The 16,069-nt window shown below is 63.8% G+C and carries 15 protein-coding genes and 1 pseudogene; 4 read left to right on the top strand and 12 right to left on the bottom strand.

Annotated elements, in window-relative coordinates; translation table 11 throughout:
- Positions 1-8: 8 nt before the first annotated feature.
- Complete coding sequence (locus EN808_RS07130; RefSeq protein WP_135915438.1) at positions 9-2,312, top strand: Wzz/FepE/Etk N-terminal domain-containing protein; 2,304 nt, start codon at positions 9-11, stop codon at positions 2,310-2,312.
- Between the two features lie 29 nt (positions 2,313-2,341).
- Here EN808_RS07130 and EN808_RS07135 read toward each other — a convergent pair whose 3' ends face one another.
- The 6 genes from EN808_RS07135 to EN808_RS07160 all read right to left on the bottom strand — a co-directional run bounded on the left by EN808_RS07135 (position 2,342) and on the right by EN808_RS07160 (position 8,182).
- Positions 2,342-3,178: a GNAT family N-acetyltransferase gene (locus tag EN808_RS07135; protein WP_135864065.1), complete on the bottom strand. Its 837-nt coding sequence runs from the start codon at positions 3,176-3,178 to the stop codon at positions 2,342-2,344.
- Positions 3,179-3,183: 5 nt separating this feature from the next.
- A complete protein-coding gene (locus EN808_RS07140; RefSeq protein ID WP_189521820.1) occupies positions 3,184-3,930 on the bottom strand; it encodes an aspartate/glutamate racemase family protein in 747 nt (248 codons plus the stop codon).
- Between the two features lie 2 nt (positions 3,931-3,932).
- Positions 3,933-4,751, bottom strand: coding sequence for an ABC transporter permease (locus EN808_RS07145; protein ID WP_135880065.1), 819 nt, complete (start codon positions 4,749-4,751; stop codon positions 3,933-3,935).
- 1 nt (position 4,752) lies between these two features.
- Positions 4,753-5,664 carry an ABC transporter permease gene (locus EN808_RS07150; RefSeq protein ID WP_127279657.1) on the bottom strand — a complete coding sequence of 304 codons (912 nt, stop codon included), beginning with the start codon at positions 5,662-5,664 and terminating at the stop codon, positions 4,753-4,755.
- Between the two features lie 86 nt (positions 5,665-5,750).
- On the bottom strand, positions 5,751-7,040 hold the full coding sequence (locus tag EN808_RS07155) for a PotD/PotF family extracellular solute-binding protein (protein WP_127279658.1): 1,290 nt from the start codon (positions 7,038-7,040) through the stop codon (positions 5,751-5,753).
- A 56-nt stretch (positions 7,041-7,096) separates the two neighbouring features.
- Positions 7,097-8,182, bottom strand: coding sequence for an ABC transporter ATP-binding protein (locus tag EN808_RS07160; RefSeq protein ID WP_127869610.1), 1,086 nt, complete (start codon positions 8,180-8,182; stop codon positions 7,097-7,099).
- Between the two features lie 264 nt (positions 8,183-8,446).
- Here EN808_RS07160 and EN808_RS07165 point away from each other — a divergent pair, with 264 nt between their 5' ends.
- Positions 8,447-9,160 carry a GntR family transcriptional regulator gene (locus tag EN808_RS07165; RefSeq protein WP_127869609.1) on the top strand — a complete coding sequence of 238 codons (714 nt, stop codon included), beginning with the start codon at positions 8,447-8,449 and terminating at the stop codon, positions 9,158-9,160.
- 3 nt (positions 9,161-9,163) lie between these two features.
- Here the strand turns inward: EN808_RS07165 and EN808_RS07170 are convergent, their stop codons facing one another.
- Complete coding sequence (locus EN808_RS07170) at positions 9,164-10,393, bottom strand: GNAT family N-acetyltransferase (RefSeq protein ID WP_135915440.1); 1,230 nt, start codon at positions 10,391-10,393, stop codon at positions 9,164-9,166.
- A gap of 89 nt (positions 10,394-10,482) precedes the next feature.
- Between EN808_RS07170 and EN808_RS07175 the strand changes: the two genes are divergently transcribed.
- Complete coding sequence (locus EN808_RS07175; protein WP_135915441.1) at positions 10,483-11,541, top strand: polysaccharide deacetylase family protein; 1,059 nt, start codon at positions 10,483-10,485, stop codon at positions 11,539-11,541.
- Positions 11,542-11,565: 24 nt separating this feature from the next.
- Here the strand turns inward: EN808_RS07175 and EN808_RS07180 are convergent, their stop codons facing one another.
- Complete coding sequence (locus EN808_RS07180) at positions 11,566-11,781, bottom strand: DUF2842 domain-containing protein (protein WP_027143610.1); 216 nt, start codon at positions 11,779-11,781, stop codon at positions 11,566-11,568.
- Between the two features lie 153 nt (positions 11,782-11,934).
- Here EN808_RS07180 and EN808_RS07185 point away from each other — a divergent pair, with 153 nt between their 5' ends.
- A complete protein-coding gene (locus tag EN808_RS07185) occupies positions 11,935-13,026 on the top strand; it encodes a COX15/CtaA family protein (RefSeq protein ID WP_135915442.1) in 1,092 nt (363 codons plus the stop codon).
- Positions 13,027-13,036: 10 nt separating this feature from the next.
- Here the strand turns inward: EN808_RS07185 and EN808_RS37570 are convergent, their stop codons facing one another.
- The 4 genes and pseudogenes from EN808_RS37570 to speB form a co-directional block, all read right to left on the bottom strand.
- Positions 13,037-13,168 (bottom strand): hypothetical protein, encoded by a 132-nt coding sequence (locus tag EN808_RS37570; protein ID WP_272483015.1) that lies wholly within the window; start codon positions 13,166-13,168, stop codon positions 13,037-13,039.
- 14 nt (positions 13,169-13,182) lie between these two features.
- A pseudogene (locus EN808_RS07190) lies at positions 13,183-14,025 on the bottom strand (aminoglycoside phosphotransferase family protein).
- Positions 14,022-14,948, bottom strand: coding sequence for an N-acetyl-gamma-glutamyl-phosphate reductase (gene argC, locus EN808_RS07195; RefSeq protein ID WP_135915443.1), 927 nt, complete (start codon positions 14,946-14,948; stop codon positions 14,022-14,024). The pseudogene EN808_RS07190 and the gene argC overlap by 4 nt, the downstream one beginning before the upstream one ends.
- Positions 14,949-14,978: 30 nt before the next feature.
- Positions 14,979-15,986 carry an agmatinase gene (gene speB / locus EN808_RS07200; protein WP_135915444.1) on the bottom strand — a complete coding sequence of 336 codons (1,008 nt, stop codon included), beginning with the start codon at positions 15,984-15,986 and terminating at the stop codon, positions 14,979-14,981.
- Between the last annotated feature and the right edge of the window lie 83 nt (positions 15,987-16,069).

Genomic DNA, 16,069 nt, shown 5'->3' on the forward strand with positions numbered 1-16,069 from the left:
AGGGATGCATGTCCGTTCAGTCCGCGGCCGCAGACGTCGACGTTGATCTCAGGCAGCTCTTCGCCAGCCTGGGGCGGAACTGGCTGCGGATTCTGGTCTTCGTTCTCGTGGTGACGGGACTTGCCTTCGCGGCCGCGTCGTTCGCGACCCGACACTACAAGGCCCAGACGCAGGTGGAGATCGCCCCGCGAGAATCCGTCTATACGCGGCCCGCCAGCAGCAACCCGGACAGCGACAAGCCGATCCTCGATGAGCAGGGCGTTGCCACCCAGGTCCAGATAATTTCGTCCAACGAAATCCTCAAGCAGGTCGCCCAGAAACTCGGCCTGTCGCGATTGTCTGAGTTCGACGAGACGATCAACATGTCGTCCCTGAGCCGTGTGCTGATCCTGCTTGGCCTGAAGAACGACCCGATGGATGTTCCGGCCGACGAACGCGTGCTGAAGAAAATGCGCGAGAAGCTCAACGTCTACGGCGTTGAAAAGACTCGCATCATTGCCATCGAGTTCTCTTCGGAGGATCCGAAGCTTGCCGCCGCCATCCCGGATGCCATTGCCGCGGCTTATATTGCGGGGCAGGGCGCGGCCAAGAGCGAATCGAACACCGCCGCCGCGGACTTCCTGGCACCCGAGATCGCCGACCTGTCCAAGCAGGTCAGGGATGCCGAAGCCAAGGTAGCGGCTTACCGCGCCCAGTCGGACCTCCTGATAGGCGGTAACAATTCCACCTTGGCCACCCAGCAATTGGCCGAGTTGTCGACCGAGTTGTCGCGGGTGCGAGCCAACCGCGCCGCGGCCGAAGGCACGGCCGAGAGCGTGCGCAAGGCACTGCAAAATGGCGGATCGCTGGATTCACTGCCGGAAGTGCTGTCTTCCGATCTGATCCAGCGTTTGCGGGAACGGCAGGTCGAACTGCGCGCCAACATCGCCGATCTGTCGACGACGCTGCTCGACAATCATCCACGTATTCGCGCGGCCAAATCACAGCTGGCCGATCTCGATGCGCAGATCCGCAGCGAAGCCCAGAAGATCATGAAGGGCCTGGCGATGCAGGCCGATGCCGCCAAGTCGCGCGAAAACCAACTCGTCGCCGACGTCAACACGCTCAAGGCTGCTTCGGCACAGGCCGGCGAACAGCAGGTCGGTCTCGACGCGCTGCAGCGCGATGCCGCCGCCAAGCGCCAGCAACTCGAACTTTACCTGACCAATTATCGCGAGGCGGCGTCGCGTCAGGATCGCAACTATGTTCCGGTCGACGCTCGCATCGCCTCGCCGGCCTCGGTCCCCTCCGAACCGTACTTCCCCAAGGTCGGGCCGATCGTCGGCGCTGCCGCGGCGGCTTCCCTTCTGCTGGCGGCGGTGTTCACGCTGCTGCGGGAACTTTTCTCGGGCCGCGCCATGCGCCCGGCAAGCGGCGCGCGGCTTGAACCGATCGACGAGGTGGCAATGTCGCCAGCCGCTTATCAGGAGCCATCCAACCGCCTGGAGCCGGCGATCGCCGACGAATTCGCCAATCGCGCCTCCGAGGCATCACGGCCCAAAACGGTCGCGCAAACACCGGCGCAGCCGCAACCTGCCGCCGAGGTCGAGCCTGTCGCCAAAGCGGAGCCTGCCGCCGAGCCTGAATCCTTGGCGAAACCTGAACCCGTGGCCAAACCTGAACCTATGGCCGAGCCTGAACCCGTCGTGGAGGTTCGGCGACCGCGCTCCGTGCTCGGCGAGATCGACGTCGAGAAGGCCGCCGAGAAGCTGATCGCCAGCGGGGCGGCGCGCGCCATATTCGTTTCCCCCGAGGGCGACGAAGCGGCGGCGTCGGCGATCCTGGTGGCGCGCGAGGTTTCCGATGCCGGCCTGCGCGTCCTGCTGCTCGACCTCACGGCCTCGGGGGCTGCCTCGCGGCCGATGCTGGACAGCGGGCTTTTCCCCGGCATCACCAATCTGCTGGCGTCGCAGGCGCAGTTCAGCGACGTGATCCATGCCGACCTCTATTCCGACTGCCATGTCATCCCGGTGGGCACCGCCGATCCGGTGCGTGCCATGCGTGCCGCCGACCGGCTGCCGATCATCATGCAGTCGCTGACGACAGCCTATGATCTGGTGGTGGTCGAGTGCGGGCCGGCCGATGCGCAAGGCATCAGCCGTCTGGGCGGGGAGGCCACCGAGGTGTTCCTGTCGATGCTGGAGGCCGACGACGAGGTGACGCAGGCCGCGGTTAAGCTGATCGAGAGCGGCTATCCCGACCTGACGCTGGTGACGCCGCTCGGCCACGAGCCGCCAGGCAATCCGGTGCCAGGGCGGCGTTCAGCAGCCTGAAAGAGCCGCCGCTCAAAGGCACGCCTGGCCTATCCCAGTTCCAGCGTCGTCACGCCGAATATCCTGTTGGCGTCAAGCCTCGGCGGCGGGCCTTTGTACATGCGCGTGGTGGTGAAGGTCGGTGAGAAGCCTGCCGCCACCAGCGCCGCGATGAAGTCCACCTTGCTGGCCGGAACGTCGATGTGAAGGTCGCCTCCTTCGCAGGCGCCTGCCAGGTCTTCGAGCAATCCCAGTGCGGTCTGCATGTCGTCGGCGAAGAGCGGGCCGATCTTGAAGCCGCTGCGGCAGGATCGCGCTACCGCGTAGCCGGCCGTTCCCCGTGGCCCGATCGCTGCCACCGCGCGGTGCGGCGGCAGCAGCCATCGCTGCAGGAAAGAATGGCGGGAGGCGGGAAAGCAGAGCGCGTCATATCTCATGATGTCGGGCACCAATTGCGCGGTCACCATGCGAGGCCGTTTGGCGCCGATGGTCAGGGCCGCAGGGCGCCCGCTGTAACGGATGGTCTCGTAGAGCGGCCTGAACCCTTTGCTCTCGTAGTTGGCTCGTTGCTCTTCGACGCCATCGAGCCCGATGGTGCGCCCGGCCAGCCTGTTCATGCCCGCGGTCCATGCCGCCTTGCCGTAACCCTTGCCGCGCATATCCGGCCGGCAGATGTAGAGACCGACGAAACCAAAATCGTGCCCATAGGCCACGGCCGAGATCCCGGCGACCATTTCGCCGCCGGCAAAGGCGCCGATGAAACCCATGGGATCCGCTGCCTGAAACATCGCCGCATCGTCAACGCCAGGGTTCCAGCCCTCCGCGGCCGCCCAGTCGATGAGGTCAGCCAATTCTCCCAGCGACAGCGGGCGGGTGATCGGTTTCATGGTGCTTACTCGGCAGCGACTGCTCCTGGAGAGAACGATTTCAGCATACCACGATAGGGTTTGGCGAGCGGGGTCGCATAAGCACCGCGCTTCGATGTCGCGAGGCCAAGAGCCACCAGGGCCTCGGCTTGCTTCAAAGCGGCTCCGACGCCGTCAACGACAGGCAGACCGAACTCGCTCTGCAACCTGTGGGCAAGATCCGCCATGCCGGCGCAGCCAAGCACGATGGCCTCGGCGCGATCCTCCTCCACGGCCCGGGCGATCTCATCGCGCAGCTTGCCGACTGCCCCCGATGCCGGGTCCTCGAGTGCCAGCACCGGAATATCGGCGGCTCGCACGCGCGCCCGACCCGACATGCCATAGCGTTGCACCAACCCCTCGACAGGCACACGCGAGCGTTCGGTGGTGGTTACGACAGTGAAACGCTGGGCAATGAAGCAGGCCATGCTGAGTGCTGCCTCGCAAATGCCGATGACGGGAATGGCGGCCATGGCCCTGGCGGCATCAAGCCCGGTGTCGTCGAAGCAGGCAATGATCGCGGCCTGCGCCCCGGCACGTTCGCCAGTGGCGATTTCCATCAGCAGGCCGGGCACCGCCAGTGCCTCGTCATAATAACCCTCGATCGAGGCCGGCCCCATGGACGAAGTAACCGCGACGATTTCGGTCCAGGCTCCGGCGACACTGCGCGCGGCCGCCGCGATCGTCTCGGTCATGCTCGCCGTCGTGTTGGGATTTACCACCAGTATCCGCACGATCACGCCCTCGTCCGGCGGCGGCCGACATAGAGGATGGCGCCTAGCGTCGCCATGATCACCAGGAAGGAAAACACGGTGGTCACCGTGCCCAGCGCGTAGAGAACCGGCGTGGTGACATTGGTGGTCATGCCGTAGATCTCGAGCGGCAGTGTGTTGAAGGTTCCCGAGGTCATCAGTGTGCGGGCGAACTCATCGTAGGACAGCGTGAAGCCGAACAGGCCGACGCCGATCAGGCTTGGCGCGATCATCGGCAGCACGACATGGGCGAAGGTCTGCCAGGACGAGGCGCCAAGGTCGCGTGCGGCTTCCTCATAGGCAGGCGAGAAGCGGTTGAAGACGGCGAACATGATGAGCACGCCGAACGGCAACGTCCAGGTCAAATGCGCGCCGAAGGCTGACGTATACCAGGCTGGTCGGAAGCCGACCTGCTGAAAGACAACGCCGATGCCCAGCGAAATGATGATGGAGGGTACCACAAGGCTGGCGACCGCCAGGTAGAACAAAGCGGTGGCGCCGCGAAATTTCTGACGGAAGGCCAGCCCGGCCAGCAGCGAGACGACGACAGTGACGACCATCACCATAAGGCCGAGAACCAGCGAGCGCTTGAAGCTGCCGCCGAAATCGCCGACCGCCTGGCGTTCGAACAGATTGGCGAACCAATGCAGCGACACGCCGTTGAGCGGGAAGGTGAGGCCGCCGGTCTCGCCCTGGAAGGAGAGGATCAGGATCGCCGACAGCGGGCCATAGAGGAACAGCACGAACAGCGCGAAGAACACCGCCAGCGCGTAGAATTCAAGAGTGCGTTTTTCGTGGTTCACGTCACAGTTCCCTGCGGATGTCGACGATGCGCAGGATGCCGGCGACCATCAGCAGCACCAGCACCAGCAGCACCACGGCGTTGGCGGCGGCGGCTGGATATTGCAGCAGCGACATCTGGTTCTTCATCATCAGCGCGACGGATGCGCTCTGGCCGCCCGACATCACCTGCACGGTGGAGAAATCGGCCATTACCAGGGTGACGACGAAGATGGTGCCGATCGCCATGCCGGGTTTGGCCAGCGGGATGATGACGTTCCACAGCACCTGCCCGCCCGAAGCCCCGGCATCGCGCGCGGCCTCGACCAGCGAACGGTCGATGCGCATCAGCGTGTTGAAGATCGGCGTCACCATGAACAGCGTGTAGAGGTGGACCATGGCCAGCACGACCGCGAATTCCGAATAGAGCAGCCATTCGATGGGCTTCGGCACCAGCCCGAGATGCACGAGCGTCGAGTTGATCAGCCCGTTGCGGCCGAGCACTGGTATCCACGAGATCATGCGAATGATGTTCGAGGTCAGGAACGGCACCGTGCAGACCAGGAACAGCACCATCTGCATGGCGGTCGTTCGAATGTGGAAGGCGAGGAAATAAGCGACCCAGAAGCCGATGAACAGGGTCAGCCCCCAGACGATGAATGCGAATTTGATGGTGTTGAGATAGGTTTTCCAGGTGACCCAGGAGCCGAGAACGTCGGAATAATTGGTGGTGAGAAAGTCCGGGTACATTGTGGCGAAGTCGTAGTCCCAGAACGACACGACGACGATCATGATGATGGGCAGCAGCAAGAACGCGCCGAGGATCAGCGCCAGAGGTGCCGACTGCAGATAGGGCGCGACGGCGCCGATGGAGAACCGGCGTCGTCGGGCTGGTTTCGCGGCGGCGATTGCGGGGCGTTCGAGCGCGACTGTCATCAATGCTCTCGGGTTTGGCGATACGGCTGGGCCGCGTTCCCCTTCTCCAGCCAGGGAGAAGGGGTAGAGGAGGGCGCTTGTTCCCTTTACGCCGCGATGAACTCGTTCCAGCGCTTCACCATGTAGCGATCCTCGTCCATGACCGAGTTCCAGCAGGCGACCTTGCCCATGCGCTCTTCGAAGGAGCCGCCGTCACGCACGGCGCCGGCCTTTTCCATGACGGTGCCGTCGGGCGCCTTGATCTCGCCCTTGGCCGGCTTGCCTTCGATCCAGTAGCCCCACTCGTCCTCGGACATGAACTTCTTGGCCGAGACCATGTTGGCCGAGTAGTAGCCCTGGCGGTTGAGATAGCCGCCGACCCAGCCGGACGTGTACCAGTTGATGTATTCATAGGCGGCGTCGAGCTCGGCGCCCTTGAGATGGGCGGCGAGGCCAAGGCCGCCGCCCCATGAGCGGTAGCCTTCCTTGAGCGGCTGGAAGCGGCAGGGAATGCCCTTGGAGCGCACGGCGGCCACCGCCGGCGACCACATCGATTGGATCACCACCTCGCCCGACGCCATCAGATTGACGCTCTCGTCGAAGGATTTCCAGAAGGCGCGGAACTGGCCGGCTTGCTTGGCCTTGATTAGGAAGTCGATCGTCTTGTCGATCTCGTCCTTGGTCATGTTACCCTTGTCGGCATATTTGATGTTGCCGGTAGCCTCCATGATCATCGCAGCGTCCATGATGCCGATGGACGGGATGTTGAGGATCGCGGTCTTGCCCTTGAAGGCCGGGTCCATGATGTCGGCCCAGGTGGTGATGTCGCGGCCAACGAGGTCGGGGCGGATGCCCAGCGTGTCGGCGTTGTAGATGGTCGGCACCATGGTGAACCAGTTGGTCGGTGCCTTGGCGAAGGTCTTGCTGTCTTGCGCCTCGACGAAGCCGACCGTGTGCGGCGCCGTGCCTTGGGCAATGACGCTGTCGGGCGTCAGCTTGCCGGTTTTGAACAGCGGCACCAGTTCGTCGTAATATTTCAGCTTGCTGACATCCATCGGCTGCAGCACGCCGCTCGGGAACACCTTCTTGCAGATCCAGTATTCGATGTCGGCGATGTCGTAGCTGTCGGGCTGGGTCACGGCGCGCTGGGCGGCGGCATCGGAATCGGTCGCGGTCATCTCCAGCGTGATGCCGAGATCGGCCTTGCACTTGTCGGCGATGGCATTGAGGTTCGACACGCCGGTACCGAACTGGCGCAGCGTGATGTTGGACTGCGCCCAGATGGTCGGAAAGCCTGTGATGACGCCGGAACCGGCGGCGAAGCCGACGGCAGCAGCCCCCGTCTTCAGCAGCGAGCGGCGCGAAATTCCCGTTTTTGTTTCAGTCGTCTTTGTCATGTTCATTCCCCTGTCTTGTTTTGGTTTGGTCATTGAGTGTTGAATGAAGGCGGTCATCAATTGAGACGGCCAAGAACGACCGCGTCCTGCCGGTCCCAGGCGAGCGGCACGGCGTCGCCGACGGCGACAGGCTTTGCGAAGAAATCCGAATCGTCGACGATCACCGTGAAGTCATCGATGCCGGCGCCGTTGACCGACAACTTTACCGAATGGCCGCGATATTCGACGTTGGAAACGATGCCGGTGAAGCCGAGGCCGGGCGCAGGCGCGTCGCCGATGCGCACATGATCGGTGCGGATGGCGATATCGATCGGCGCGCCCGGCTCTCGACCGTGACCGCAGGCGGCGAGCGAGCCGCCGCCATTGACGTCGAAGACGACCATGCCGTCATGCTCGCCGGTGACCCGGCCGGACATGACATTGTGGTCGCCCATGAAGCGCGCGACGAAGGCCGTGGCCGGCCGTTCGAACACGTCGCGCGGAGGCGCCGCCTGTTCGATACGGCCCTCATTCATCACCACGATCAGGTCCGCCAAGGCCATGGCCTCCTCCTGGCTGTGGGTGACGTGGACGAAGGTGATGCCGAGCGAGGTCTGCAGTTTCTTCAGCTCGGCGCGCATGCGGATCTTCAGGAACGGGTCGAGCGCCGACAGCGGCTCGTCGAGCAGCAGCGCTTCCGGATCGGTGATCAAAGCCCGGGCGAGCGCCACGCGCTGCTGCTGGCCGCCGGAAAGCTGCGCGGGCCGGCGCGTCGCATAGGCCTCCATCTGCATCAGCTTCAGCATGTCGAGCGCCTTGGCACGGCGCTGTTCCTTGTCGACGCCCTTCATCTTCAGGCTGAAAGCGACATTGTCGACGAGATCCAGATGCGGGAACAGTGCATAGGATTGGAACATCATTGCCGTGCCGCGTTTTGCCGGCGGCAGGTCGGTGACAACAATGTTGCCGAGCCGTACGTCGCCTGACGAGATGCTTTCGTGACCGGCGATCATGCGCAGCGTCGAGGTCTTGCCGCAGCCGGAAGGGCCGAGCAGGCAGCAGTAGGTGCCCGCCGGTATCTTCAGGCTGATGTCCTCGACGGCGGTCGTCGTTCCATAGACTTTCGAAACGGACACGATGTCGATCTCGGCGGCTTTGGACATTCAGGCTTCCCCGTTTGGTGCATTAACCAAAGCATCATGCGTGCCAACCTGGGGATGTGGGGCCAAGCGTTTGAATCGTTTAAAGAAATCAGGCTTCTTGCCGGTTGCCTACCTTCGAGGCTACTTTGTGCATTGCACAAATTATGAGCTATCGCGCGCGATCTGCACAAAAATCGTATGCAATCTTTTTCGACTTCGTGTTCACTTTGCCTCTCGTGCACGAGCGAGGACTCGCGTTAGAAGAGGGCGGGAACCATCATCGCCATGAACATCACCGATCAGGTCTATTCCGCCGCAGACAGCGCCAACCAGGATCGCGCCCAGGCGATTCGCGACAGTCTGCGCGACGCCATAGTCGACCGGAGGCTGGCGCCGGGAACCAAGCTGTCGGAAGGCGAGGTCGGCACGCTGTTCGATGTGTCGCGCACCGTCGCTCGCGCGGCGCTGCAGATGCTGTCTTTCGAAGGGCTGGTGCGAACCGAGCGCAATCGAGGCGCCTTCGTTGCCAATCCATCGCCCGAGGAAGCGCGCCAGGTGTTCGCCTCGCGCCGGCTGATCGAGCCGGGCATTGCCACTGCCGCCTGCGAGCGGGTCACATCAGCCGATATTGTCGCCTTCAGGGCGCAACTCGACGAGGAGGGCCGCTTCATCGCCGAGCGCGGTCCGACGGCGCGGCGTTCCGAAATCAAGGCGTCCGGCGATTTCCATCTGTTGCTCGCCTCGGTCGCCGGCAATGCCATCCTGCAGCGCTTCATGGAGGAACTGGTTGCGCGCTCGTCGCTTGTCATTGCGCTTTACGGACGGTCTGGCGTATCGGCCTGCGGCCACACGGAGCACACGGGTATTGTCGGTGCGCTGGAAAGCCGCGACTCCGGGCTGGTGAGCCGCTTGATGCTGCACCACATCGACCACATCGAGGCTGATCTCGATCTGCGCGTCAGGGCAGGCCCAGCGCTCCGCGAGGCTCTCAATTTCTGAGGTCTAGTGTTCGTCTTCCGTGGGAAGGGGGGGCGTCTGTCCGGCTGCCTTGCGGCGCAGCATCTTGGCTAGCTTCCAGATCGTCGGGCTGTTCTTGACAAAGGCCTTCAGCCGCGCGCCCTGGCGAAGTGCCTGTCCCAGCGCACGGCCCTTGAGCGTCAGCGGAACCAGGACCTCGAAATGCTGCGTTTCGATATCGCACCACAGCCGCTTGTAGGGCTCGTCTCCGACGGAGAAATCATAGACCGCGAACCCGCTCTGGCAGGCGTTCTGGATGTTGTCGAAGAACAGGAAGTCGCCCGGGCTGGTGTTGGCGAGTTCATCCTCGGCGATCGCCCCGAACTCGCAGATCAGGCGCCGGCCCGAGCGGCTCGATCCGGTGACGGCGCGCAACTTGCCGGCGACCTCCAGCCCATGCAGCACGAAGCAAGGCTTGTCCTCGGCAAGCGCTTGCGTAAACAGCCCCCGGAAGAAAGCGCGTGTCCGGTCGTCACCGAAGACGTTGGCAATGCCCATCTTGCGGAAGCGCTGTTCCTTCATCTCGAAGAACGCGTCGAGCAGCCTCTCCACCTCGTCGGCGCTGCGCGCCTCGATGCGCCGGTGGCTGCCGACGGCCTCGAACTTGCGCGTCTGCGAACGATGCTTCTTGCGTTTGCGCTTGCCGCTGGCACGCAGCAGCAGCGCATCGAATCCACCGCTGAGGTCGACGGCCAGCGAAAGATTGGGGCTGGCGAAATGATCGAGCGATGCCAGCGGATTGGCAATGCCGTCGAGATCGGGCAGCAATCTTTCCAGCGCGATGAGATCAATATCGGGCCGGGACCCGGCGATCGCCGCGAGCATTGAGCGGATGGCTGTGATGTCGCCGCTCGCCAGCCATTGCGGTTCGGCGGCGGCGAAATTGCCATTGGCGTGGCGGCCGCCCATGAACTGGGCGACCCGCAACGGGCCGCGCTTGACCACCTCCAGCGCCACTGCGAAAGCCGGCCTGCCCTCCAGTTCGAGCGTGGCGATGAGCAGATCGGGCTTGACCTCGGCGGCCCAGGTCAAGACCCATGCCGCACTTTGCGCCGGCGCATAAAGTGCCGAACGACAGAACGCCGCATACGCCGCGAGTCCTTCGGCGGCGGCAACTGAAACCGACAGCCCCGCGGTATGCCCGGGCAGTGCGCGTGATGAAGCCTGGATCGCCGCGAGCCGCTTGCCATCAAATGACGCGGTTGCGTCAACCATACCTCAATCCTTAAGGCGTACTGATCCCGATTTGGGGGGCGCTCGGGCGTATTCCGTGCTTGGATAGCCTAGGCGCAAAAGGTGAATGAATGATCGACGGTGGGGAGGCAATCCGGAAACTGGCGCTCAACGTCGCCCGCTATACCGGCCTCGCACCGCTGGCCAGGCCGTTTGTCGGCGGCATCGGCGCCATCCTGATGCTGCACCGCGTGACGGCGACACCCGAAAAGCCCGACAGCGTCAACCAGCACCTCAACATCGCGCCCAGTTTCCTCGATGCCGTGATCGCCGACATGAGAGCGGACGGCTATGCCTTCGTCTCGATGGACGAAGCCGTGGAGCGCATCAAGGCAGGCGGCAAGGGCGGCCGGTTCGCCACCATCACCGCCGACGATGCCTATCGCGACAACATGACCGAGGCCTTGCCGGTCCTGGAGAAGCATGGCGCGCCGCTCACCATCTATGTCGCTCCAGGGCTGATCGATGGCACCGCCCACCTTTGGTGGGATGTGGTCGAGGATATCGTCAATGCCTGCGATCGCCTGACCCTGACCACACCGAACGGCCCGACCGTGATCGATTGCGCGACCCCCGTCAGGAAACATCAGGCCATCGCCCGCCTGCATGCCTATTTTACCACCGAGGTCGGCGAGGAGGACCTGCGGAGCGTGCTGCGCGATCTGGCCGCTTCGAATGGGGTCGACGCGGACGCCCCACGCCTGCGCACGCTGATGAACTGGGATGAGATCCGTACCGTCGCCGCACATCCGCTGGTGACGATGGGCGCCCATACGGTCAACCACAGCAATCTGAAGCGGCTTTCCGAGGCCGATGCGCGGCGCGAGATCGGCGCCGTCAACGACATGCTGCGAACTGAGCTTGGCGAGGAACCCCGCCATTTCGCCTATCCCTACGGCTACGCCAGCGCCGTCGGTTGCCGCGAAGTGGGCTTCGCGCGCGACGCCGGCTATGCTTCCGCCGTGACCACCCGCCACGGCGTGCTGCGCGCCGAACATTCCGGTTTCCTGCATGCCCTGCCGCGCATTTCGGTCAATGGCCGCTACCAGAGCCTGCACCATATCCGCACTATGCTGTCGGGCGTGACGACGCCGCTCGCCAACGCCGGCAAGATGCTCGTCACGATCTGACGGACTGCCCGGTCCGGGCTGGGCTCAGCGCTTGGCCCTCGGCTCCAGCATCAGCCATTTGATGATGCCCATCGCCGGCAGCACCCAGAGCAGACCGCTAAGCAGGAAGAACAGGAATTGCACCAGCGCGCCCGACTCCGACAGGCGGGCGACCGCGAAGATCGACGCGACCAGCGCGTAGATGATGACCAGCGCCAAAAGCAGGAACATTCCGATAAGCTTTTTCAGTCGAATGGGCATGGCTTGGCCTCGTTGATGGCTACCGCTTAGGCCGAACGCGGGACGCGCGCAACCTACCACATCAGGCGCGACGGCGTGCCGCGCTGCGCGGTCTTGCCAGCAGGAGTGCGATGGTTCACCAATCCGCGACATTCAACCTGCCGGGATATAGCCATGGCCGCCATCACCGCCGCCGCGCCCTATCAGGCCCGCGACCGCGACCTGCACAACCGGGTACTCGTGCGCGGCTGGCTGTACGTCGTGCTCCTGGTGCTGTTCGCGCTGGTGCTGGTTGGCGGCGCCACGCGGTTGACCGAATCCGGCCTGTCGATCACCGAATGGCAGCCGATCCATGGCGTCATCCCGCCGCTCAACGACGCCGAGTGGCAGGAGGAATTCCAACGCTACCAGCAGATCCCGCAATACACAGAGCTCAACAAGGGCATGGGCATCGAGGCGTTCAAGTCGATCTTCTGGTGGGAATGGGCGCATCGCCTGCTCGCGCGCAGTGTCGGCCTGGTCTTTGCCTTGCCGCTTCTGGTCTTCTGGGCGACGCGCCGCATCGAGCGCGGCCTTGGACCGAAGCTGGTCGGCATTCTGCTTCTCGGCGGGCTGCAGGGGGCCATCGGCTGGTGGATGGTGGCCTCCGGCCTGGTCGACCGCGTGTCGGTGAGCCAGTACAGGCTCGCCACGCACTTGACGCTGGCGGCCCTGATCTTCACCGCGACCATGGTTGTCGCGCGGGGTCTTGCTCCTCACTCCGAGCCTGCGGCCGATCGCTCGACGCAGAGATTGGCCGGTTTCATTGTGCTTCTGGCGCTGATCCAGATTTATCTTGGCGGTCTGGTCGCCGGTCTTGACGCCGGCATGAGCTACAACACCTGGCCGCTGATGGACGGCAGGATCATTCCAGGCGATCTGCTCATCCTCGATCCGGTGTGGCGCAACGTCTTCGAGAACCCGAAGACGGTGCAGTTCATCCACCGGCTCGGCGCCTATACGGTCTTCGCGGTCGCGCTCTGGCACATGATCGCCACGCGTCGGCGGCTGCCAGGCTCGACGCATGCGCGACGCGCGACGCTGTTGTTCGTTCTGGTATTGGTGCAGGCTTCGATCGGTATCGGCACGCTGCTGATGCAGGTGCCCCTGCATATGGCACTGACCCATCAGGCGTTTGCGCTTGTTGTGCTGGGCTTTGCCGCCGCCCATTGGCGCGGCACCAAAGGCGCCTATCCCTTGCCCAACGAGATTGCCGTCGGACGCTGAGCGCGGCCGATCACATCCAGAATTCGTTGGACTGCGTCGTCTTCTCGCCGTCGAATTCCGCCTGACGCAATGCGGCGGCGGATGGCGTCGACTGGCGCTGAGCGGCCTTGGCAGCCTTGTCGGCGTCCGCGGCGGTTACCACAGCTGTCTCGGAGGTCAAAAATGCGCCCGCACTGAGCGGATCGCCGCGGCAATAGACAGTTCGCGGTTCTCCTCGACCGCATTGTCGTCCTCATGGTGCCAGGCCGCGGACAGGCAACCATAGGCGATGGCATGATCCAGTATCGCTGCCGGTGATTGTCCCAGCGCCCGGGCAAAGACCTCGGCCATATCTGCGATCCGCTCCGGGGCGAGGCAAAGTGCATCGCGGTCGAGCGGGTTGTAGAACATGTTGGCGGCATCGAAACCGGGATCACCGAGCACGCCTTTGGGATCGATCACCAACCAGCCGCGCGGTCCCCGCAGGATGTTTTCGTGATGCAGATCGCCATGCAGCGGCCTGATGTCATGCGGATTGGCCAGCAACCGGTCCGCGATGGCGCCGGCCTCGACATAGAGGCTGTCATCGCCGATGACGCGATCGGTTGCGGCTTTCTTGAAAAGACTGGCGAACCGCTCCCCGAGCGGCTGAAGTTCGGGTGGGTAGGGGTGATCAGATGGCGAAAACAATTTCGCCATCATATCCGCCGCGATGGCGGTCGCTGCATTGTCGCCTTGTTCGTCGAGAACCTGCGATAGAAGTGTGTCCCCGCATTATTCGAGCAGCATGGAATGGCCGTCACGGCCGAGAAGCCGCACCGCGCCTTCGCCGCGCCGCCAGGCAAGGAAATGCTCGCCGCGCAACTCGTCGGCAACGTCGTCGAACGGCTTCAGCGCCTTCACGATCGCCGGTGAGCCGTCCTCGCGCCGCACCTTCCAGATGCGGCTCGAGAATGTTTCGGCAATGAGTTCGGGTTCGCTGACTTGCCAGCGCGCTGGAAAGGCCGGTGCGTCCATCACAGGCCGAGCATCAGGTCCATGTTCTGGACGGCCGCGCCCGAGGCGCCCTTGCCGAGATTGTCGTAGACCGCCAGCAGCAGCGCCTGGGCTCTGCTGTCGTTGGCAAAGACATAGACCCTCATGCGGTTGGTGCCGTTATAGATCTCCGGATCGATGTCCGGCACGCGCTCCAGATGCGCATAGGGCGCCACCTCGACCACACCGCCCTTGATCGCGGCGAAATGGTCCGAAATGGCGGCGTGAAGTTCGGCACCCGTCGGCACGCGTTCGAGGCCGCCGAGCTGCAACGGCACCACCGTGATCATGCCTTGGGCGAAATTGCCCACCGCCGGCTGCATGATCGGATCATGCGACAGCTTCGCATAGGCCTTCAATTCCGGCACGTGCTTGTGCTGCAGGGTCAGGCCATAGGGCAGGAACTCCGAGGCGTCCTCGCCCTTGGCGACATAGTCCTCGATCATCGGGCGCCCGCCGCCCGAATAACCCGTGATCCCGTTGACGGCGATCGGGAAATTGGCCGGCAGCAGGCCTGCGGTGACCAGCGGCCTGAGCGTCGCGATCGGTCCCTGCGGCCAGCAGCCGGGATTGGCGACGCGCTTGGCCGTGGCGATCTTCTTCGCCTGCTCCTTGTCCAGTTCGGCGAAGCCATATTCCCAGCCTTCGGCCACGCGATGCGCGGTCGACGCATCGATCACCTTGGTGGTGTCGTTGGTGATCAGCGAGACGCTTTCCCTGGCTGCATCGTCGGGCAGGCACAGGATGGCGATATCGGCGGCGTTGAGGAATTCGGCGCGCGCGGTCGTTTCCTTGCGACGCTCGACCGGAATGGAAATGATCTCCAGATCGCCGCGCTCGGCAAGCAGCGCCCGGATCTGGAGGCCGGTGGTGCCGTGCTCGCCGTCGATGAAGATTTTCGGTTTCATTGCCTGATCAAATTCCCTGATATACCAAGACTATATGCCGTTGCCATGATTGACCGCGGCGCCGTTGTGGTTGCCGTTGTTCAGCTCCTCGAGCCGTGCCTTTCGCTCGGCCAGCAGGCCGAGATACTGCATGGCCACCATCGAGCCGGCGATCGCCGTTATATCGGCGTGATCATAGGCCGGCGCAACCTCCACGACATCGGCGCCGACGATATCGACCTGGTTGAGCTGACGCAGCGTCGACAGGATCTTCGCCGAGGACGGGCCGCCCGAAACTGGCGTGCCGGTTCCAGGCGCATAGGCCGGATCGAGGCAGTCGATGTCGAAGGTCAGATAGGTCTTCTTGCCGCCGGTGCGATCGACGATGGCGTAGGCGATGTCGGAGGCGCGCATCTCCTCGATCTCATGGCCATAGAGGATCTTGATGCCGAACGTGTCGGGCGCGTGGGTGCGGATGCCGATCTGGATCGAGCGGTCGGGATCGATGATGCCTTCCTTGACCGCTCGGCCGACAAAGGACCCGTGGTCGATGCGCTTGCCGTCATCGGGCCATGTGTCCTGGTGGGCGTCGAACTGCACCAAGGCCAGCGGTCCGTGGATGGCGGCATGCGCCTTGAGCAGCGGCCAGGTGACGAAATGGTCGCCGCCGAGCGTCAGCAGGAAGACGCCCGATTTCAGGATCTTGGCCGCTTCGCGCTCGATTGTGCCGGGCGTCTTCTGATGGTTGCCCGAGTCGAGCAGGCAGTCGCCATAATCGACCACGGCGAGGTGCTCGAACAGATCGCGCGAAAACGGGTATTGCGGGTCGTTGTCGAGGATCGCCGAGGCGCGGCGGATCGCCTGCGGCCCGAACCGGGCGCCCGGCCGGTTGGTGACGGCGGCGTCGAAGGGAATGCCCCACACCACCGCATCCGCGCCCTTCACGTCCTTGGTGTATTTGCGCCGCATGAAAGACAGCGCGCCCGAATAGGTCGGCTCAAGGGCGCCACCCGTTTTGGAGCGGGCGGTGAAGGCATGGTCGATGTTCTTGGTCGCCATTACGGGTCCTCGTTTTCATCGGGGTGCAACAACTACAGAACCGGCATGGAAGATGCCAGTCACAGCTTGGGGAGACGAAACCG

It is taken from the genome of Mesorhizobium sp. M8A.F.Ca.ET.165.01.1.1, from assembly GCF_004792065.1.
Taxonomy (GTDB): domain Bacteria; phylum Pseudomonadota; class Alphaproteobacteria; order Rhizobiales; family Rhizobiaceae; genus Mesorhizobium.